This is a genomic window from Enterococcus sp. AAFC-DPL-5146, assembly GCF_058216635.1.
The window spans coordinates 136,909-156,310 of the sequence record NZ_CM177103.1 but is presented as its reverse complement, the minus strand read 5'-3'; the positions used below and the strand labels follow the sequence as shown (position 1 = coordinate 156,310).

General features: G+C 35.2%; 18 protein-coding genes. 4 read left to right on the top strand and 14 right to left on the bottom strand.

Annotated elements, in window-relative coordinates; translation table 11 throughout:
* Window position 1 precedes the first annotated feature (1 nt).
* Window positions 2-307 (bottom strand): DNA-directed RNA polymerase subunit omega, encoded by a 306-nt coding sequence (gene rpoZ, locus AC4BB2_RS00625; protein ID WP_490473542.1) that lies wholly within the window; start codon window positions 305-307, stop codon window positions 2-4.
* A 4-nt stretch (window positions 308-311) separates the two neighbouring features.
* Window positions 312-926 carry a guanylate kinase gene (gmk, locus tag AC4BB2_RS00620; protein WP_490473541.1) on the bottom strand — a complete coding sequence of 205 codons (615 nt, stop codon included), beginning with the start codon at window positions 924-926 and terminating at the stop codon, window positions 312-314.
* A 506-nt stretch (window positions 927-1,432) separates the two neighbouring features.
* On the opposite strand from gmk, the gene AC4BB2_RS00615 reads away from it, so the two are divergent.
* Window positions 1,433-2,881 carry a DUF1958 domain-containing protein gene (locus AC4BB2_RS00615; RefSeq protein WP_490473540.1) on the top strand — a complete coding sequence of 483 codons (1,449 nt, stop codon included), beginning with the start codon at window positions 1,433-1,435 and terminating at the stop codon, window positions 2,879-2,881.
* Between the two features lie 58 nt (window positions 2,882-2,939).
* Here AC4BB2_RS00615 and AC4BB2_RS00610 read toward each other — a convergent pair whose 3' ends face one another.
* From AC4BB2_RS00610 to AC4BB2_RS00595, 4 genes are all read right to left on the bottom strand, one after another.
* A complete protein-coding gene (locus AC4BB2_RS00610; protein WP_490473539.1) occupies window positions 2,940-3,227 on the bottom strand; it encodes a hypothetical protein in 288 nt (95 codons plus the stop codon).
* Between the two features lie 70 nt (window positions 3,228-3,297).
* A complete protein-coding gene (locus tag AC4BB2_RS00605) occupies window positions 3,298-4,182 on the bottom strand; it encodes a YicC/YloC family endoribonuclease (protein ID WP_490473538.1) in 885 nt (294 codons plus the stop codon).
* A gap of 16 nt (window positions 4,183-4,198) precedes the next feature.
* Window positions 4,199-4,417 (bottom strand): YdbC family protein, encoded by a 219-nt coding sequence (locus AC4BB2_RS00600; RefSeq protein ID WP_490473537.1) that lies wholly within the window; start codon window positions 4,415-4,417, stop codon window positions 4,199-4,201.
* 13 nt (window positions 4,418-4,430) lie between these two features.
* A complete protein-coding gene (locus AC4BB2_RS00595) occupies window positions 4,431-6,110 on the bottom strand; it encodes a patatin-like phospholipase family protein (protein ID WP_490473536.1) in 1,680 nt (559 codons plus the stop codon).
* Between the two features lie 293 nt (window positions 6,111-6,403).
* Here AC4BB2_RS00595 and AC4BB2_RS00590 point away from each other — a divergent pair, with 293 nt between their 5' ends.
* A complete protein-coding gene (locus AC4BB2_RS00590) occupies window positions 6,404-7,837 on the top strand; it encodes a DUF1958 domain-containing protein (RefSeq protein WP_490473535.1) in 1,434 nt (477 codons plus the stop codon).
* 195 nt (window positions 7,838-8,032) lie between these two features.
* Here the strand turns inward: AC4BB2_RS00590 and AC4BB2_RS00585 are convergent, their stop codons facing one another.
* The 5 genes from AC4BB2_RS00585 to yfmF form a co-directional block, all read right to left on the bottom strand.
* Window positions 8,033-8,896 carry a hypothetical protein gene (locus AC4BB2_RS00585; RefSeq protein ID WP_490473534.1) on the bottom strand — a complete coding sequence of 288 codons (864 nt, stop codon included), beginning with the start codon at window positions 8,894-8,896 and terminating at the stop codon, window positions 8,033-8,035.
* A gap of 285 nt (window positions 8,897-9,181) precedes the next feature.
* Window positions 9,182-9,760 (bottom strand): CDP-diacylglycerol--glycerol-3-phosphate 3-phosphatidyltransferase, encoded by a 579-nt coding sequence (pgsA, locus tag AC4BB2_RS00580; protein ID WP_490474651.1) that lies wholly within the window; start codon window positions 9,758-9,760, stop codon window positions 9,182-9,184.
* A 206-nt stretch (window positions 9,761-9,966) separates the two neighbouring features.
* The gene (locus AC4BB2_RS00575; RefSeq protein WP_490473533.1) at window positions 9,967-10,908 is read right to left on the bottom strand and encodes a helix-turn-helix domain-containing protein; all 942 of its coding nucleotides are present in this window, start codon (window positions 10,906-10,908) and stop codon (window positions 9,967-9,969) included.
* Between the two features lie 350 nt (window positions 10,909-11,258).
* The gene (gene yfmH / locus AC4BB2_RS00570) at window positions 11,259-12,551 is read right to left on the bottom strand and encodes an EF-P 5-aminopentanol modification-associated protein YfmH (RefSeq protein WP_490473532.1); all 1,293 of its coding nucleotides are present in this window, start codon (window positions 12,549-12,551) and stop codon (window positions 11,259-11,261) included.
* A complete protein-coding gene (gene yfmF / locus AC4BB2_RS00565; protein WP_490473531.1) occupies window positions 12,544-13,812 on the bottom strand; it encodes an EF-P 5-aminopentanol modification-associated protein YfmF in 1,269 nt (422 codons plus the stop codon). Before yfmF ends, yfmH begins: the two co-directional genes overlap by 8 nt.
* Window positions 13,813-14,017: 205 nt before the next feature.
* Here yfmF and mscL point away from each other — a divergent pair, with 205 nt between their 5' ends.
* Entirely contained in the window at window positions 14,018-14,467 is a 450-nt protein-coding gene (gene mscL / locus AC4BB2_RS00560) for a large conductance mechanosensitive channel protein MscL (protein WP_490473530.1), read from the top strand.
* A gap of 41 nt (window positions 14,468-14,508) precedes the next feature.
* Here the strand turns inward: mscL and AC4BB2_RS00555 are convergent, their stop codons facing one another.
* The 3 genes from AC4BB2_RS00555 to treR are packed head-to-tail and all read right to left on the bottom strand — an operon-like array spanning window position 14,509 to window position 16,486.
* Window positions 14,509-14,937 carry a GNAT family N-acetyltransferase gene (locus AC4BB2_RS00555; protein ID WP_490473529.1) on the bottom strand — a complete coding sequence of 143 codons (429 nt, stop codon included), beginning with the start codon at window positions 14,935-14,937 and terminating at the stop codon, window positions 14,509-14,511.
* 13 nt (window positions 14,938-14,950) lie between these two features.
* Window positions 14,951-15,736, bottom strand: coding sequence for a sulfite exporter TauE/SafE family protein (locus AC4BB2_RS00550; protein WP_490473528.1), 786 nt, complete (start codon window positions 15,734-15,736; stop codon window positions 14,951-14,953).
* A gap of 36 nt (window positions 15,737-15,772) precedes the next feature.
* Window positions 15,773-16,486 carry a trehalose operon repressor gene (gene treR, locus AC4BB2_RS00545; RefSeq protein ID WP_490473527.1) on the bottom strand — a complete coding sequence of 238 codons (714 nt, stop codon included), beginning with the start codon at window positions 16,484-16,486 and terminating at the stop codon, window positions 15,773-15,775.
* Between the two features lie 207 nt (window positions 16,487-16,693).
* Between treR and AC4BB2_RS00540 the strand changes: the two genes are divergently transcribed.
* Entirely contained in the window at window positions 16,694-19,402 is a 2,709-nt protein-coding gene (locus AC4BB2_RS00540; RefSeq protein WP_490473526.1) for a glycoside hydrolase family 65 protein, read from the top strand.

The following is a 19,402-nucleotide window of genomic DNA, read 5'->3' as shown; positions in this document are numbered from 1 at the left end:
TTTATAAACTTTTTTCGTCGCGGATACGATTTTCAAGTTCTTTTTGTTCTTGCTCGTGTCTCATTTTTTGTTCTTCTTTAGCTATGCGCATTCTTTCGCGTTTCTCTTCTGGTCTAGGATCGTTGATTACTGTTGCTGCGTCGATTTCTTCTAATGCTTGACCTACGCTTTTTACAGATTCAAAACTTTCTAGTGTTGGTTGTGCACCTTCGTCTAATTCATGGGCACGTTTACTTGCTAAGATAACAAGTGAATATTTTGATGGTACTTCTTTCAATAATGAGTCAATAGATGGTTTTAGCATCATAAGGCTACATCTCCTTCAACATTTTAATGTATTTACCAATTACTCGATTAACGCGAAAATGTTCACTCGCAATAATTTCTTTAATTCGTTTTACCGCTAGCGGTACTTCGTCGTTTACAACTGCATAATCATATAATGCCATCATTTCGATTTCTTCGCGAGCCACACGCATCCGTTCTTCGATTACTTCATGATCATCGGTACCTCGACCAACAATTCGTGATTTAAGCTCAGATAAATCTGGCGGTGTCAGAAAAATAAATACGCCGTCCGGTACTTTCTCTTTTACTTGTTCAGCACCTTGGACTTCGATTTCTAAAAAGACATCTTTCCCCTCATCAAGCGTTTGGTTGACATAAGAAAGTGGCGTTCCATAGTAATTCCCTACGTATTGCGCATATTCTAACATTTCCCCTGCTTCAATCATTGCTTCAAATTCTTCTTTTGTGCGGAAGTAGTAATCTACTCCTTCTACTTCTCCTTCCCGCATTTTGCGGGTAGTCATAGAAATCGAGTACTGAAAATCATTCTCTTCACTATCAAAAATTGCTTTTCGTACTGTTCCCTTACCAACTCCAGAAGGACCCGATAGTACAATTAATAATCCACGCTCTGACATGATGACTTCCTTTCGTTAAAAGCTGGACGAACTCATTTAACTCTGATTGAAAAATAGGGAAATTGAGTCGTGCTGTCCTTTGGAACTAGCCGATTTCATCTTTTTTCCGAAGAGTTGGTTCGCGAAGCTAGATAGTTTAAAAGCTGAACAGGCTCATTCAGTCTCGATTGAAAAATAGGGAAAATTGAGGGTAGCTCTACTGGCCACAATCAATTTTAATCTTTTTTCCGAGAGACTAGACTGTAAAGCTAGATAGTAATAGAGTATTAGTTCTATAATGCACTTTTTTTCAGTAATTTTCAAGGCTTTATCATTAATATTTTCGAAAAATCTTAGACTTTTTTATCCTGATATTCAAAAAATTGTTTTCTACATAAAAAAACATTTGTAAAAAAAGTATACAACTGACCTGTTTTTCAAGTAGAATAAAGTTATTATACCTTTTCCTAGTGTAAAGATTCACTATCCTACACTAGTGAAGATAAAAAACGAAGGGATTTATATCTATGTTCAAATACAAACTATTTTGGAAAACCATAACAATCGTCTTACTTGCTTCTTGTATTTCACTTGGTGGTGTTGTACAAACAAGTTACGCAGAAGAAGACCTGATGGAATTCGCAAAAGAATCCGGCTATCCGATTAAAGAAGGTTATCGTCCAAAAGCCTCGATTGTCATCGATGCTGACTCAGGGCAAATTCTATGGGAAGAACAGCCTGATTTATCTTGGAGTCCAGCAAGTATCGGGAAAGTCATGACGATGTATTTAGCTTTTGAAGCAATGGAACAAGGGAAATTCAATCTAGATACAACAGTCAAAGCAACTGAAAAATATGTCAGTATTTCTCAAATCTATGCACTAAGCAACAATAAAATTTCTCTAGGTGTAGACTATCCTGTCCGTGATTTGTTCTACATGGCGGCTGTTCCTTCCTCAAATGTTGCAACACTGATGCTAGCCAATCTAGTTTCTGACAATGATGAAGCTGGTTTCATCAATAAAATGAATGAAAAAGCTGCTGAACTAGGAATGACAAATACGACTTACTTTAACTCCAGTGGTGCACAAGTCAGCGCATTTGAAGGATTTTACCAGCCAGAAGGCATCGATCCAGATGGGGACAACAAATCAACAGCCAGAGACTTGGCTATTTTGACCTATCATTTACTCAAAAAATACCCTGATATTTTACAGTTCACTAGTAAGCCAGTTGTCACAACCATGGCGAATACACCATATGAGGAGACCTTTGAAACCTATAATTACTCATTACCTGGTGCAAAGTATGGCTATGAAGGAGTCGATGGGCTAAAAACTGGATCAAGCCCGACCGGTGGCTTCAACTATATTGCAACAGCAAAAAAAGGGGACACTCGACTGATTGAAGTTATTTTAGGCGTAGGTGATTGGTCAGATCAAGAAGGTGAATATGAACGGCATATTGCTGGTAACGCCATCTTAGATCATGCCTTTTCTACTTATGAATATAAAAAACTACTTTCCAAAGGATCAAATACCATTGATCAAAAAGAAATACACTTGGATAAAGATTTTTATGGATTCGTTAAAAAAAATACTGAACCTACTTTCTCTTTAAAAAATGGACAATTATCTTTGAATAGTGAATTAGGTCAAGTCTCACCAAATATCACTGCTCAAAGTGTCGATTATCAGGAATCTGGAAAAAACGCAGAAAAGTTCCCCTCTTCTAAAGGAGAAAAAAAGCAAGCTCTCCACACTGAAAAAACCGAAAAAACAACCAAAAATTATGTTGTTAGTAGTATTCTTGGCGCTTTAGGTTTACTAGTACTCATCGCTTCAAGAAGGTTTAGAAAACAAACTAATAGGATCAGTCGCAGCCGTCGAAAATCACCAACAATTGCCTCTCGTCTGTTAGTTATTCTTGGAATACTCTTACTTCTTTTCGCAGTTGGTTTATTAATCTTTTTATAAACAATAAAGGTGAGGAAAACGGATTTTCGTTTTCCTCACCTTTATTGTTTTGGTTTAGCTAAAATCCCATGTTAGACAACGTATTCACAACACCCACAATTTCATCATGGCGTTTGATTTTTTTATCCACAGGTCCGTCTACCTCTTGCGTATCGATCCGAACAACGAAACGACGATTCAAGGATACAAACGCTTCTTCATTTACTTGAATGTTTAAGACTTCCTCTGTAAATGAAACACACGCATCCTGCCAAGCGTCAAATGGCTCTTTGTCAGAAATAACTTCTCTTTTCACTACGGATTTCCCACTTAATTCATGAAACGTTACATCATAATAGTTTGACATACTTATCCACCTCTCCGCTTTCTTCTCTTTAATTATAGCTTTAAAAGATAGAATCACAAACTATTTTCTATTATTCGACATTTTGGATTTGTTCACGAATTTTTTCAAGAATTGTTTTCATTTGAACAACAATATTTTTGATTTCGATAGGACTTGATTTAGAGCCGATTGTATTTACTTCACGGTTCATTTCTTGCATCAAAAAATCTAACTCTCTACCGACAGGTTCTGATTGTAGTAATAATTCCTGCAATTTATCCACATGAATAGCTAAACGGTCCAACTCTTCATGGATATCCCCTTTTTCAAGTAGAATGGCCAATTCCGTCAATAAACGAGCTTCGTCGACTTGGCTACCTAGCCACTCATTTAGTTTAGTCTCAAATTTTTCTCGGTAATCTTTCTCATAAATAGCGACGAATCCTTTTAATTCAGTCACTAGATTATTGAAGTCATGACTATAAATAGTCAAAACTTGTTGAATTTTTTTACCTTCTTGCAAGCGGCTAGCATCAATTCGTTCTACTGCTTTTTTTACACTCTCTAAAATGAGTGCACCAAACGTATCGTCGGCTTCTTGCTTTTCTGTGACTTCTACATAATCTGAGTTATTCAGAAGTTGGTTGATATTTCCCACAGGATTAAATTGAGCTTGTGGATAACTGGTTGCTAACTCGCGTTTTATTTCTCCAAGTAACTGATGGATTAGCTCCCAATGAACTAACACCTCTTTATTGCCGCTGCCTGTTTGTTTGATATTAATATAAGCTTCAATTCGCCCACGCTGTAATGTCTCTTTTATCAATTGGCGAATAGCCATTTCATGTGGATTAACCTCTTTGGGCATTCGTAATTGAATATCCAAAAAACGTTGATTGACACTTTTGATCTCTACATCAATTTGATATGCATCATTTAAAAATGTTTCTTTCCCAAAACCAGTCATACTTTTCATCGACAGGGTGTCCTCTCTACATGGATTTTATTGCTTTAGATAAGATGGCAAATTCTTCGTTTGTCAGCGTAATTCCTTTTCCCATCTTTTCATGATCAGCAGACCAGTCTCTTAAATCAAATTTTGGCGGACGACCATTCCAGCTAACCAAATTCAATTCTTTACGCCATCCTTGGGTGTTCTCTGATAAAACTGCAATTTCTTCTACGATTTCATATGAAAATTCTTGTGCCATGATTTATCACTCCTTATTGTATAAATTCTTTCATTAAAATTTGTAATGTTTGTACTGGTAATTTATCCAGTAAAAACACCAAACGCTGTGGTTTTTCTTTTTCATCTGCATCCAATAGATCAGTCATTAATGATATCTGTTGTTTATCAGAAAGTAAAAAGTAATCTTCGTAATATTTTTTCAACCACTCTTGGACTGAAATCATTCCAATCGTCGTTTCTGTAATGGTTTTTGTTTGTTCTTTTAGCTGTAAACCTTCAACTAACTCTTGAATCGTATATACCTTAGATGCAGACAGTTCCTGACTTTTCGCTAATAATTCTACTAAAACTAACCCAATATTCTCAGTATACACCCTGTCTTTATAAACTTTACGCATTTTTTTACATATTTTATTTTGTTGTTCAAAAGAAGTCCATAATTTTATTTGGTAAGTCTCATTAATAAAGGAAAAAAATTCTTGTTGGAACTGTTCTAAATGCTCTAATGTTTCATCAAAAGTATACCAATACCCAACATATTTTTTACCGATTGCCTTCATCGTTTCTAAATATCCTAGCTGCATATTTTGAGTTGAGCGAGCACCATCAAATAACAAAACGGCTCCCATTGACCAAGGCGTTTGTAAAGTTAGACAGCTGGCAGTTGTGGGCATTTTTATCGGTTTCGTGATTCCAGGACCTTTGACATCAACAATGATACATTCTGTTGCTCCGTTACGCAACGCAACATCAACTGGAATGTTATTCCGATAGCCGCCATCCACATAATAGTTATCCACAATTTTTGTTGCTGCCATTGCTGGAAAGAACGACGCTGAAGCAAGCAACCAGCTCTGCCATTGATTATTTTTACATTCATTAAAATGAATGTTTTTTTCCTGCATATTTGGTAATTCAGTGGTCACCAAATAAAAATCTGTGGTCACTTGCGCCATTTTTTCTGATAAAAATGTGTCATTAATCAGCTTTTGCAGTGGTTGTGTTGAAACTCCGTTTGATTGGATCGCACTCAATGTAAAAGAACCAATCTGGCTCATCAACCCACCTAGCGTATCACTCGATACTGCGGCTGTTGGAAACGAAAGGATTTTTTGCGTATCGATTTTTTCCCACATGTTTTTCGCTGCTTCAAAATCATCTTGTAAAATCAATGCCCCATTTAACGCGCCAACAGATGTACCAGTAATTATTTTGATTGGAATAGCCAACTCTTTCAGCGCTTGCCAAACACCTATCTGATAAGCACCTCTCGCACCACCTCCACCTAAAACTAAGCCGGTATGATACGTTAACTTTTTGATAGCAATTTTATTTTCCGTTACTAAATATCCATTTTTTACAAACACCTCTTGCAAATGACTAGTCAGTGATTGTGGAAAAGAAAAAGTAATCATTGACTGAAAGCTTTGTTTAAAAAGTTTATCCACAGCTAAAAAAATGGTTGACCAACTTATTTTAACTGTTTCTTGAACCAATATATTCGTCACCCGACCTGATTCAACTGTCACAAATAAATATGGATTCTTCCCATTATAAATGGCATATGTTGTGCCAGTATTTCTCTTTGTTTTTTCACTAAATGTTTGTCTCGCCAAAGTATGTGTATCATAAAAGGGCAATAACTGCATACTTTTAGAAATTTGTTTAAAAAAGCTCGTCCATTCGGAAGCAACCATTTGTTCAATTCTCATGACTAACACCCCCATCTGCTAAAGTATACCAAAATTAAACAAAAATTACTTTTTATTAAAATATTCAAAAAATATACTATTTTGCTTTCTTTTCACGTAAAATAAGAACGTTACGCTATGAGTTTAACATTGACTTTACCAAAAAACGATAGTTTAATAGAAGATGGTATTTTTTCTTTACCAACCTAAACTTACAAAAAATGACTTACTTAATTAGATTAAACTGTTTGGGATTAACTCTGTAACCAGTTTATCTGTATAGAAAAGAAAGACTAACCGCAAAGGATGTTTATATGAAGAAAAGAAACGTTTTACTGAGAATCTGCGCACTGATATTACTTATAGGTTATTTCTCAGGTCTATTCACAGCCTCAAAAGCCTATGCTCAAGAGGATATTTTAACAATTACACAAAATGCAGGCTATCAAACAAATGAATTCTATAAACCAAAATCATCAATCGTTATTGAAGCTCAAACTGGTCAAGTCCTTTGGGAAGACAATCCTGACTTAAAATGGAATCCAGCCAGTATTGCAAAATTAATGTCTGTTTATCTTGTTTTTGAAGCATTGGAGCAAGGTCAGTTCACTTTAGATACAAAAGTTAAAGCCACAGACAGCGACCAAGCTATTTCTCAAATTTACGAATTAAGTAACAATAATATTGTTTCTGGCGTGGAATATCCCGTTAGAGACTTACTTTATGCCACACTAGTTCAATCTTCAAATGTCGCAACTGTCATGCTGGGTAATCTAGTAACCGCAAATGACGAAGCTAAATTCGTCCATATAATGAATGATAAAGCCAAAGAACTCGGTATGACCAATTCAACTTTTTATAATGCTAGCGGGGCTGAAACTGGTTCATTCAACGGCTATTACAAACCTGAAGGAATCGATCAAAGCGCAGATAACATTTCTACCGCTCGTGATTTGGCTATTTTGTCTTATCATTTATTAAAAAATTATCCTGATACGGTATCTTATACTAGCCCAATACAAATAACTATTATGGAAAATACACCTTATGCTGAAGTACTGGAAAATCACAACTATTCTTTACCAGGATTAGCTTATGGTTATGAAGGCGCAGATGGATTGAAAACAGGTTCTAGCCCAACTGGCGGTTTTAATTATGCCGCTACTGCAAAACGTGGAGATACTCGTTTGATTGAAGTTGTTTTAGGCGTAGGTGATTGGGAAGACCAAGAAGGAGAACTTCAACGTCACGCTTTTGGTAATGCAATTTTTGATCATTCGTTTGCAACTTATGAATATAAAAAACTACTTTCTAAAGGAAATAGCACTGTCAACAAAGATGACATTATTCTAGATCAAGATTTTTATGACGTAGTCCAAAAAAATACTAATCCAACCTTTACATTGTCTGCTGACAAATTAACGATTGACAATGGTCTGACTCAGGTATCTTCTACCATTGCCGCTCCAAGCGTAAGTTTTAAATATGCTAAAAAATTAAAAGCTTTGCAACAATCTACCTTTCTAAAAAATGGAAAGAAAAAAAATGGGTTATCCACTTTCTTTGTTAATGGCTTACTGATTATCTTAGGTCTTTTATTTGTAGCTTTATCGAAATTATTTAAAAAAGCACCTAAAAAAAATAGCTCTTCTACAAAATTTAGCCCGTTATTCACTTTAGGTGTTATTCTTGTTCTTGTGGGAATTGGTTTTAGTATTTATACAATTGTCGTTGGGCCTTGGTTTTAATTGAATTAGAAAAAAAATGCAGCTCCTATATAGTAGGTCGCTGCATTTTTTTGATTTACATATAAATGATGACGGAGAGAGTCTTCACCATTTTTTTGTCCTTATAAGCATGACTTGATAAGGAATATACTTTTAATAAGATTCACACAAATTTGGGTAAGAAAGTTGGAAATTAGTATTTAGTCATTTAGAGATTTATTTATTTTTTTTTAGCTGTTTGATTTCTTTTTCGATTTGATCGATTTGTTTACCTAATGCTTTTTGTTCGTTTTTATCACGTGATACTTTTTTCTTATTGATCAATTCTTGTTTCTCTTGGATTAATGCATTGATTTTTGCTGTATTGTCTTCTACTGGTGTAGATGGTGTTGTTGTATTTCCAGTTGAACCACCTGTTGTGCTACCATTTTTCAAAGCTTGGATTTCACGTTCGATTTCACCGATACGAATACCTAATGCTTTTTGTTCTTGTCCGTCACGGCTCACTTTTTTCTTGTTGATTAGTTCTTGTTTTTCTTGAATTAACGCATTAATTTTTGATGCTGTGTCTTCACCTGGTGTCGATGGGTTTGTTGGAGTTGTTGTACTGCCTGTTGAACCACCTGTTGTGCTACCATTTTTCAAGGCTTGGATTTCACGTTCGATTTCACCAATGCGGATACCTAATGCTTTTTGTTCTTGCCAATCGTGGCTTACTTTTTTCTTATTGATTAATTCTTGTTTTTCTTGAAGCAACGCATTGATTTTTGCTGCATTATCTTCTACTGGTGTAGATGGTTTTGTTGTGTTTCCAATTGAACCACCTTGTTTCAACACTTGAATCTCACGTTCGATTTCACCGATACGAATACCTAATGCTTTTTGTTCTTGCCAATCGTGACTTACTTTTTTCTTGTTGATCAACTCTTGTTTTTCTTGAAGCAACGCATTGATTTTTGAAGCGTTATCTACAAGTTCAGTAGAGTTAGCGTGCGCTTTTGTAGCTGTTGCTAAAAAACCTGTCCCTCCGATAGATAAAGCTAGACCAGCAACTACTGCACCTTTTACAAATTTGTTCATTATAAATTCCTCCAATTTGTTTTTTATTCGAATACTACTGTTCATAAAATAATAGTTCCGATACACAGATTATACCCACTGTTTTAAAAAAAGTAAACTATTATTTTATAAATAGTAGTATCAAATATTTATATATATCTAGAAAAAAATGAAAAAGACTGATCTATCAACGTTTCTACCTCCTGATTTTTCAAATATAATTTATAGAAAATAAAAAAATCTAATTTTTTTACTCAAAATAGAGCAAAAAAATTAGATTTTATTATTCATTTATTCAAATAATTCCTACATTGAGCCTTTAAAGACATCGGTATTTTTCACAAAATAATCGACACCAGAATAAATCGTGAACAATAAGCACACATACAACATGATTTGATCTAACGGCAATCCAATTGCCGTAAATGGAATATTATTGATAAACAACAATATGATAGCAATCATTTGTGTTGCTGTTTTTACTTTTCCAGGCCAAGCGGCAGCCATCACTTCGCCACCTTCTACTAATAGCAAACGCAATCCAGTAACTGCTAATTCTCTACAAACAATGATTGCGACTACCCAAGTAGGTGCTTTTTGCTGCCCAACTAAAACTATAAAAGCCGTCATCACTAACATTTTATCTGCTAATGGATCAGCAAACTTGCCGAAGTTTGTCACTAATCCTCTTGCCCGAGCAATTTTTCCATCTAACCAATCGGTAATACTTGCAACGGCAAAAATAATGGCTCCAACCAATTGAGTGACTGCTAAAGATGTTCCTGCAAATGTAATTGTGCCCCAGTCCATGGGAATGCTGACAATAGCGATAAAAATTGGAATCATAAATATTCTAATAACTGTTAATTTATTTGGTAAGTTCAATGCTTGTTTCCCCTCTCTTGTCCTACTCATTTTACGTTATCTTATGGAAGGTGTCACGAAAAACGATGCTATTTTTAGTTTAAGTCTATTTAATCATATTCGTAATAAATGAGCGAGAAAAAAGTTTACTATGACTCATCGTTCATCGCAAATTTTTCTCGCTCATCTCTCTTATCTGTGAACAAATAAAACGGATTATTTTTCTATTATTGCGGCTGTTGTGACTGTTGCGACTGCCCAGTTTGTGACTGTTGTGCATAAGCTAAAGTCATATTGATATTTCTTGGTCCAATTCCAGTACTGTTTGGATTGAAATCTGCTTTTTGCCCATCTAATTTGAATTCCATATATTCAGATGCACCTAAACTAATCACCACTTGTGTCGTTCCAGCAGGAATCTCAACAGACTTAGGCTGTCCAGGTTGAATGGTTTCTTGGAAGAAGTATCCATTGTCATTGTTCGCTGCTGTAGCAATATAAATGCCTACCCAACATGGACCAGTTACCGCACTAAATTCAAATTTAGCTGGATTCGCTACGTTTACTGCACTCATATTCACTGTCACACCAGATTCATTCTCGAATTTAACTTCTGTTGGTGCTTTGGGTTCTGAGGAGGAGCTAGTCGAAGACTCTGTACTGCTTGAAGCAGGCGCTTGACTTGACTCAGAACTTGATTCAGAAGAAGATTCTCTGATTATCTCAGACGCAGGCGGTTGAATCATCGGGCTTGACTGACGATCTTGCCATGTAATGTAAAAAACAACGACTGCAATTGCTAATCCGATTAAAGAAAAAATAATCGCAGGTAAACTACTCATAAAGCGTTTCGTTTGGCTGTCTTCGTCGTACATTTGTGTCCTTGACTCATCTAACGTTTGATATTGAATCGCTGTCTCTATATCTTCTGGTTCGTCTATTCCATCATAAATCTCTACTAATTCATTACCATCTAATCCTACTGCACTTGCGTACTGACGAATAAATGCACGCACATAAAAGGTTCCCGGCATAGAATCAAAATCATTTTCTTCAATTGCTGTCAAATAGCGCTTTTGTGTTTTAGTAATTTGTTGCAGCTCGTCTAATGTCATATTCTGCTGCAGTCTTGCATCTCTTAATTTTTTTCCTATATTTACGCTGGCCACTCGTCCATCTTCTCCAGTCTCTCTATTTTATCAGTTTCACCCGATTATATCAGGCGGGAATTTCAGTCATACATGTTACCACTTTATGTAAAAATGTTGAGTAAAAATACTCTAATTTATTCAAATAAATCAATTGAAACGTCAGAAAACTTTCTTTATCCAACTTATCTAAGGATACCATAAAAAAATACAGATGAGGGGACTATTTCTGAAAGTTTTTGACTAACTATCGGACTTTTTTTGATTCTAGCAATAGTATCTGGAGCAAGCCTTCTGAATGATTGCTGAAATAGAGACAGCACGCACTTCAAACACTTGCTCTCACATACTAACTTAACTGTTTCAAAAATCTATTTTTTAGGATACATATAAAAGCGGCTTAAACCTTCTTTATTGATAAATGTTTTTGCCAAATCTTTCACATCAGACAGTTCAACACTTTCAATGACTTCTGGTGTATCAAATAATGTTGTTTCCCCATAAAGAGATTGTGAAAATTGATTTGCGATATATTCCAGTGAATTTAAAGACTGGAAATATTTACCAATCATTTTTTTCTTCAAGAGCGATAAGTTCTCCTCTGTTATTTCAGCACTTTGATCAACCGTTAAAAGAATCTCTTCGATACGCTCGGCTAACTGTTCAGGATGGTCACTATCCCCGCCAAAATCAGCAAAATGAAAGCTTCGATCTAAACTAAATTCATAGCCAAAACTATCGTCTAGCAATCCTTCATTATATAAGTTCAAATAATTTTGTGACGTATTGCCAAATAGCAATTGTAATAACAGATTTGCTGTCGTTTTGTATTTAAGCAGTTCTTTTCCGTCTGTAGGCACTTCGTCTAAGCCTTTTAAACCAACAATAACTTTTGAACGGCTGATGGCCATTGAAAGAGAACTTTCTTTAATGATATCTGAAGCTGTTTCTTTTGGAAAATGGCGTTTAATCGGTTCAGCTTTAGCAAATGTTTTGGCAGATTGATTGTTGCGGATAAATGCCATCATTTCTTCTGGGTCCATCTTTCCAACCACAAACAATGTCATATTGCTTGGGTGATAAAATGTGTTGTAACATGTATACAAATCTTCTGCAGTAATGTCTGCTATGCTCTCTACAGTCCCTGCAATATCAATGTGTAATGGATGTTTCGGATACAGGTTTCCTAATGTACCGAAAAATAATCGCCAATTAGAATCGTCTAAATACATTTGGATTTCTTGTCCGATAATTCCTTTTTCTTTGTCCACAGTTTCTTTTGTAAAATAAGGATCTTGAACAAAGTCTAATAATGTTTCAAGATTTTTTTCCACTTGATCTGTTGTTGAAAACAGATAACTAGTTTTTGTAAAACTTGTAAAAGCATTGGCAGAAGCACCTTGTTGTCCAAATTGTTGGAAAATATCTCCCTCTTCTTTTTCAAACATTTTATGTTCTAGAAAATGAGCAATTCCGTCTGGTACTTTTACAAAGTCTTTTTCGCCGATTGGCACAAACTCATTATCAATCGAGCCATAATTTGTCGTAAATAATCCATATGTTTTGTTGTATTCTTTTTTTGGCAGCAAATAAACAGTTAATCCATTTTCTAGGACTTCTGTATAGAGAACTTCGTTGATTTGCGGATATTCTTTTTTATTCATCGACTTTTTCTCCTTCCAAAAAGAAAATGGCTTGCAATTGTATCAATTTAGCAACTCGTTGAACATCAGCTACTGTTACAGCCTCCATACGACGAATCCATTCATCATCTTTTAAGCGAAGGTGAGGAATCAAATCATTCAAATACTCATTCTCCAAAACAGCTCCTGCATTGTCTAAAGATAGTAAATATTGATTTTTCAACATTGCTTTGGTCTGTTGGATCTCTAAGTCTGTTACCCTGCCTTGACGGATATTTTCTAATTCTGCTGAGATCAAGTGTAATACTTGGTTCCGATTTTTCCCATCGATTCCAGTTTGAACACTTAACAGCCCACGAAATGTATCGATACTGCTAGATGCATAATAAGCTAAGTTTTCTTTTTCACGGACATTCATAAATAATTTAGAATGGGGAAATCCGCCAAATACACCGTTAAAAATTTGCAGCGCAAAATAGTTCTCGTCGCCATAGTAAACATCTGTATGGTAGCCTAAATTCAATTTTGACTGCGCTATTTTTTCTTGTTCAGAACGTTCTTCAATCACATTTCTAGAAGGCTGTGTATAAAAAATATCAGCGATGCCTGATGCACGATCTTCAAATGGTAATTTACTAAATAATGTCGTTACGATTGATTCATCCACATCGCCAAGGACAAAAATATCCACTTGATCTTCTCGAATCATTTGTTGATAATAGGATGCAATACTTTCGGCTGTTTCCTTTTCTAAGTCTGTAATAGTCCCGAAACTTGGAATTCTTTGATCTTCTGAGCGACCGAAATATAGACTTTGCAAAGCCAACGAAGAATAAACTTGTTTGTCTTCTGAGATACTTTCGTAATAGGCTTTTAGATTTTCTTTTTCACGTTTGAATGTTTCCCCTTCGAATTTCCCATCAATGATGTTAGGATAGAATAAAATTTCTTTTACAAAATCCACTGCATCAGCTAAAACATGGCCGCTTTCTAGATATTTATCATTAACTAAATTCAATGAAAGGTTCAACCAATGTAAATTACCTTTTTTGTTCACATTGATTCCAAAACTGGCACCATATAATTCTGCTAATTTTTCACTTAGCTTCACTTGATCTGGATAGTTCAAACTATTAGTCTCCAATAAACTGGATAAAAGTGTCCGCTTCGTGAGTATTTCTTTATTCAAACGCGTATTAAAACGAACTAAAATACGAACTGTTTTATATTTTTCTGTTGGAACAACATGTAAGTTGACTCCTTTTGCTAATTCAATCGGCATCTTGTCAGCTCCTCTTTGTTTTTTATCATAATAAAGACCAGTCTGAAATACAATCATCTGGCTGTTTTTAAATGTTTTTTTAAGATTTTCTGCATCTATTTAATTATAGCACAGCTCAGCAGTCTTTCCTTTATGTAAGAGTCTTTCATTTCATTTTTTTTTACTTTTTATGTATACTGAAATCTGAGAAAGGATGGGGAAACTTATGATTAAAGAATTTAAAGAATTTATTATGCGAGGAAGCGTTATTGATTTGGCTGTTGGGGTCGTTATCGGTTCTGCTTTTACTGCAATTGTTACACAAATCGTTAATGGCTTGATTACACCGTTAATAAGTCTAATATTTGTCTTAACTACTGGGAAAACAAGTGCAAACGATGCATTAGGCGCCTTAGTGCTAAAAGTAGAAGGTGTAGCATTTAACTTTGGTGACGTGATCAGTGCTATTATTACATTTTTAATTACCGCCTTTGTTTTATTCTTGATTGTCAAAGCTGTTAATAAGATGAAACGAATTCCAAAAGAAGACGAAGCAGATAAAATTGAAGAAGCACTTCTTACAACTGATGATTATTTAGAGCAAATCCGTGATTTATTAGCGGCTCAAAATGCTGAAAAAACATCTGTTGCAACAAAAGATTCTGTCGAAAAATAACAAAAAAGCTGGCACCTATATATGTGGGTGCCAGTTTTTTGTCACTTTCTCATCTGAATATGAGGAATGTCATCTTCTAAATAAACTTCAGAAATCGGTTCAAATCCAAAAGCACCATAAAAAGCTGTAAGATGCGCTTGTGCGCCAATAATGATTGGTCGATTTGGATATTTTTCCTCTATCACTTTTAGTGTTTCTTCTAAAAGTTTATTACCTAGTTTCTTGCCACGATACTTTGGATTTATTATGACTCTACCAAAAGTTACCGTTTCTCCTTTGTCGATAATCCGAGTATAGCCGACAATGTCTGTTCCTTCTTTAAGCCAAGTATGCCATGCTTTTTCATCGGCATCATCCACTTCTTGATACGGACAATTTTGCTCCACCACAAAAACTGCGATACGCAGCTTTACGATCTCATAAAATTCTTTGGTCGTCAATTCCGAAAATGGCTTTACGTTATAATCCATACTAATTAACCTCCTAAATGAATAAGCGTAGACCGTTCCATAAATTAAGCAGTAATACCAAAAGAATGACAACTTGATAAACTTCAGTCACTCGTTTGGAGGAAATCTTACCACTAATCAACGCCCCCATGAACCCACCAACAATTGCCGCTGGAATCACATAAAACAACATAGATAAATCGAACCGACCAAAACCAGTTACATTTGCGATTGTAAATAATTTTGCTGCCTGTGAGAAGAAAATCGTAATGATCGAATAAACCGTGGCTTCTTTGATTGGAATGCCAAAACATAACATTAACAAGGCTACATTGATGGGTCCGCCGCCAATTCCTAATAAAGTAGAAACAAATCCTAAAAACAAGCCGACCACCACATACCAAATTGGATGAGACAAATCAACTGAATACTCATTTCCAAATTTTGTATAGAAAAAAGCCAACAAGAGTGTGATAATCGTTAAAATAATTTGAATTAGTTGGACATATTTTTCATCAGAAAACATTCGTAACAATGCCTCAAAAACCGTATTCCCTAAAATTCCGCCTACTACAGAACCTAAAGATACAAATACAGCAATCGGAATTTGTAGTTTCACTCCATTTTTCATCTGCCTCAAAGTAGAAACAATCGACATTGTAAAAACAGCTACGCTAGAATAAAAAGAAATAACCACTAGCGAATGAAAATGTAATGTGTCCAATATAGGTTTGATAATCACTCCGCCACCCATACCAGAAATTGAGCCAACCGTATTGGCTAAAATAATCACAATGAAGTAGATTATACCAATGTACATAGTTCTTTCATCTCCTAAAAATAACTACTCGTCATCTTATGCTTTTCTTCGTCTAGCAAAATCCACAAATTTGAATTTGTCCAATCGATGTCTAGATTCTGTATATTCAAAACAACGTGTATCTTCCAAACTTACGACACTGCGGACAACTACTACATGGGTATCTTCTTGAATATCCATCAAACGCTGATCATCTTCTGTCACCGCTTCAACCGTAATCTCTTTTTGAGCATAGCTGATGGCTAATCCTAAGTCGTTCTCAAAATAATCATAGATAGAATCTTCTGCTCGCTCCACTGGCAACTCATGGATGATTTCTTTTAGTAAATAATCAATATCGACAATGACCACTTCACCATTGATTTCTCTTTGACGAACTAACCGCCACACGGCTGCGTCTTTTTTCCAGCCAGTCAATCGTGCTAATGTCTCGTTGACTTTTTCTTCCTCCAACTCCACAACTTTAGTTACACTATGTATTTGTTGTGCTTCTTGTAACTCTTTATAACTGATTACTCCTGAAATCGGCAAATCAAATTTCCTTACATTTAAGACAATTGATCCTTTACCTTGTTTCTTTTGGATATATCCTGCATTGATTAGTAGATTCAATGCTTTACGAATTGTTTCTCTTGAAACTGAATATTGTTCAACCAACTGATTTTCACTTGGCAGCAATGTTCCAGGTTGATATTCCCCTTCTAAAATCGCTTTTTCAAGTTCTAAAAATATATCATGAAATTTATTCATGTCCATCCCTCCACCTTAGGATACTCAAAGAAAATGATAGCATACTCTCCTTTAAAAAAATAGCATTCTCCATAACTAAGCTCTCTATCTCCTACAATTCTTTTCTACGATCCCACTTGTATTTACAAGCAATCCATACTATAATGAAAACGAAAACACAAACATGTATATACAACTTAAAATATATCTTAGTTAGGAGCACTTATAATGAACTTTCTACTACTTACACTGACTCAAAATACACTGCATATTCAAGAAAAAGATGAACAAAAGATCCTTTCCCAACACGATTTGCCCTTTTCTGATTTTGATTTTCCAAAAACTACAGATTCTTTGATTTCACAAATAAAAAAGCTATTTCCAACAATAAAAGGAGCTATTTTTAACAAAATACCAACTGAGTTTTATACCAAAAATACCTTAACATCTCCATTAAACGTCGGATTAGAGAGTTTAATCAAGCACTTTTCAGAAGGATTGAATCTTCCAATCATCACAAATTCTGAGCTGGAATCATCCGTAGATTTAGTAACAGCCTTTAAGGAAAAAGAAGAACAATTAACTTGGAATTTAGATTATTATGGCTACACACCAGGAAAAGAAGAATATTCTGTCGAATCATTATTAACAATTGGTAACGGTTTTATGGGTTTACGTGGGACACTTCCTGAAATGACTCTATCAAAAGACCATTATCCGGCCACTTATATTGCAGGTCTTTACAATGAAGAAACATCAGAAGTCGCTGGTCAAATCGTAGAAAATGAAGACTTCGTCAACACCCCAAATAATCAATATATTAGTATTCAAGTAGACGGAACAGACGAATGGCTATCTCTAGAAAATACAACTTTACATTATCTACACAGAAACCTAGATTTAAAAACAGGTTTGTTTACTGCCGAGATGATTATTGAGGATACCCATCAGCATCAATTAAAAATCACCGCTCATAAAATAGTGAACATGGCTAAAATGAATAATTACAGTATCAAATACTCGATCGAACCAATCAATTTTTCTAAAAATATCACAATAAAAACTACAACAGATGGCTCTATCTATAACTTTAACGTAGAGAGATATCGTAACTTAACAGCCAAACATTTCCATATCACTCAGTTACATGCAGAAAATAACCAATCAATAATCGAAGTTCAAACCAATCATTCAAAAATAAATGTGCAGCAAACAGCGAAGATCACAGGAGATTTTTTTGAAGCTAATGCTGTAAAAAATTCCGTTAGCGAAGAAATCATCCAACAAGAAATCTCTTTTTATGGGGAACAAAATAATACTTACACGTTGGAAAAACAGGTACAAGTTAAAGCCTCTATCGCTGAGGCTAACTGGAAAAGTCCTGCCCCTCTAGCAACTTCTTTTGACAAAGAATTCGCTGAAAGTAAAGCAGCTTGGGAAATTCTATGGAAAAAATCAGATATCCAACTAACTGGTGATTTGATGTCACAAAAATTACTACGTATCCATACTTATCACTTATTCGTGTCAGCTTCTCCATTTAGTAACAACGAATTAGATGTTTCTGTAACTGCTCGCGGACTACATGGTGAAGCTTATCGCGGACATATTTTTTGGGATGAAATCTTTATCCTGCCCTTTTACATTCTTCATTTCCCGGAAACAGCGAAACAGTTATTGATGTATCGATATAATCGTTTAGGTAAAGCGAAAGAGAATGCACGTGAAAGTAACTATGAAGGTGCCATGTATCCTTGGCAATCTGGTCTCGATGGGAGTGAAGACACACAAAAACTTCACTTGAATCCTTTAAACGGCGAATGGGGTGAAGATCACAGCATCCTTCAACGTCATGTGTCCTTAGCAATTGCATACAATATCTGGATGTACTGGAATAGCTCTAATGATGAGGCATTCATCAAAAACTACGGCGCAGAAATGTTATTAGAAATCGCTAATTTCTGGCGTAGTGCCACAACTTTCGATGAGACAACGAATCGTTATTATATCGATAAAGTCATGGGACCCGATGAATTTCATGAAGGCTATCCAAATAGTGCACAAAGCGGCTTAAAAAATAATGCCTACACCAACTTGATGGTGGTTTGGCTATTTGAAGAATTGGAACAAATTCTTTCACTATTAAATACGCAAGAAAAAGAAGAATTATTTAATAAAACCGGAATCAGCCAAGAAAATTTAGAGACCATGCAAGATATACGTAAACGTCTATCTATTGAAACAAACGAAGAAGGAATCATCGCCCAATATGAAGGCTATTTTGACTTAAAAGAAATTGATTGGGCAAAAGCAAAAGCAAAATACGGCAACATTTATCGGATGGATCGCATTTTAAAGGCGGAAGGTCAGTCACCTGATGATTATAAAGTATCTAAACAAGCAGATACCTTAATGCTATTTTATAATTTAAACAAAGAGAAGATTGATGATATCCTAGAGGAACTTGGCTACGACCTACCTTCAGATTATTTAGAAAAAAATCTTATGTACTATCTCAATAGAACATCACACGGTTCAACACTTTCAAGAATCGTGCATGCTCAATTAGCAGAAGAAGTAGCCTTTCATGAGTTGTCGTGGACCTTATATCAAGAAGCTTTATACTCTGACTATCAAGATATCCAGGGAGGAACCACGGCTGAAGGAATTCACACCGGCGTAATGGCTGCAACAATTTATGTTACATTAACCACCTATGCTGGAATTGATATCAAAAAGAATCAGCTGAACATTCAACCAAATTTACCGAAAAACTGGACGGATATGACGTTTACTATTGATCACAAAGGCATTCACTACCAATTAACTGTTTCAAAAAATTCTATTCAAATTTGTCCTTCTAAAGAAACAGTCGTGATCGTAAAAGATCAACCTTATCAGTTACATGCAGATAAAAAAACAACGATTACCTACTAA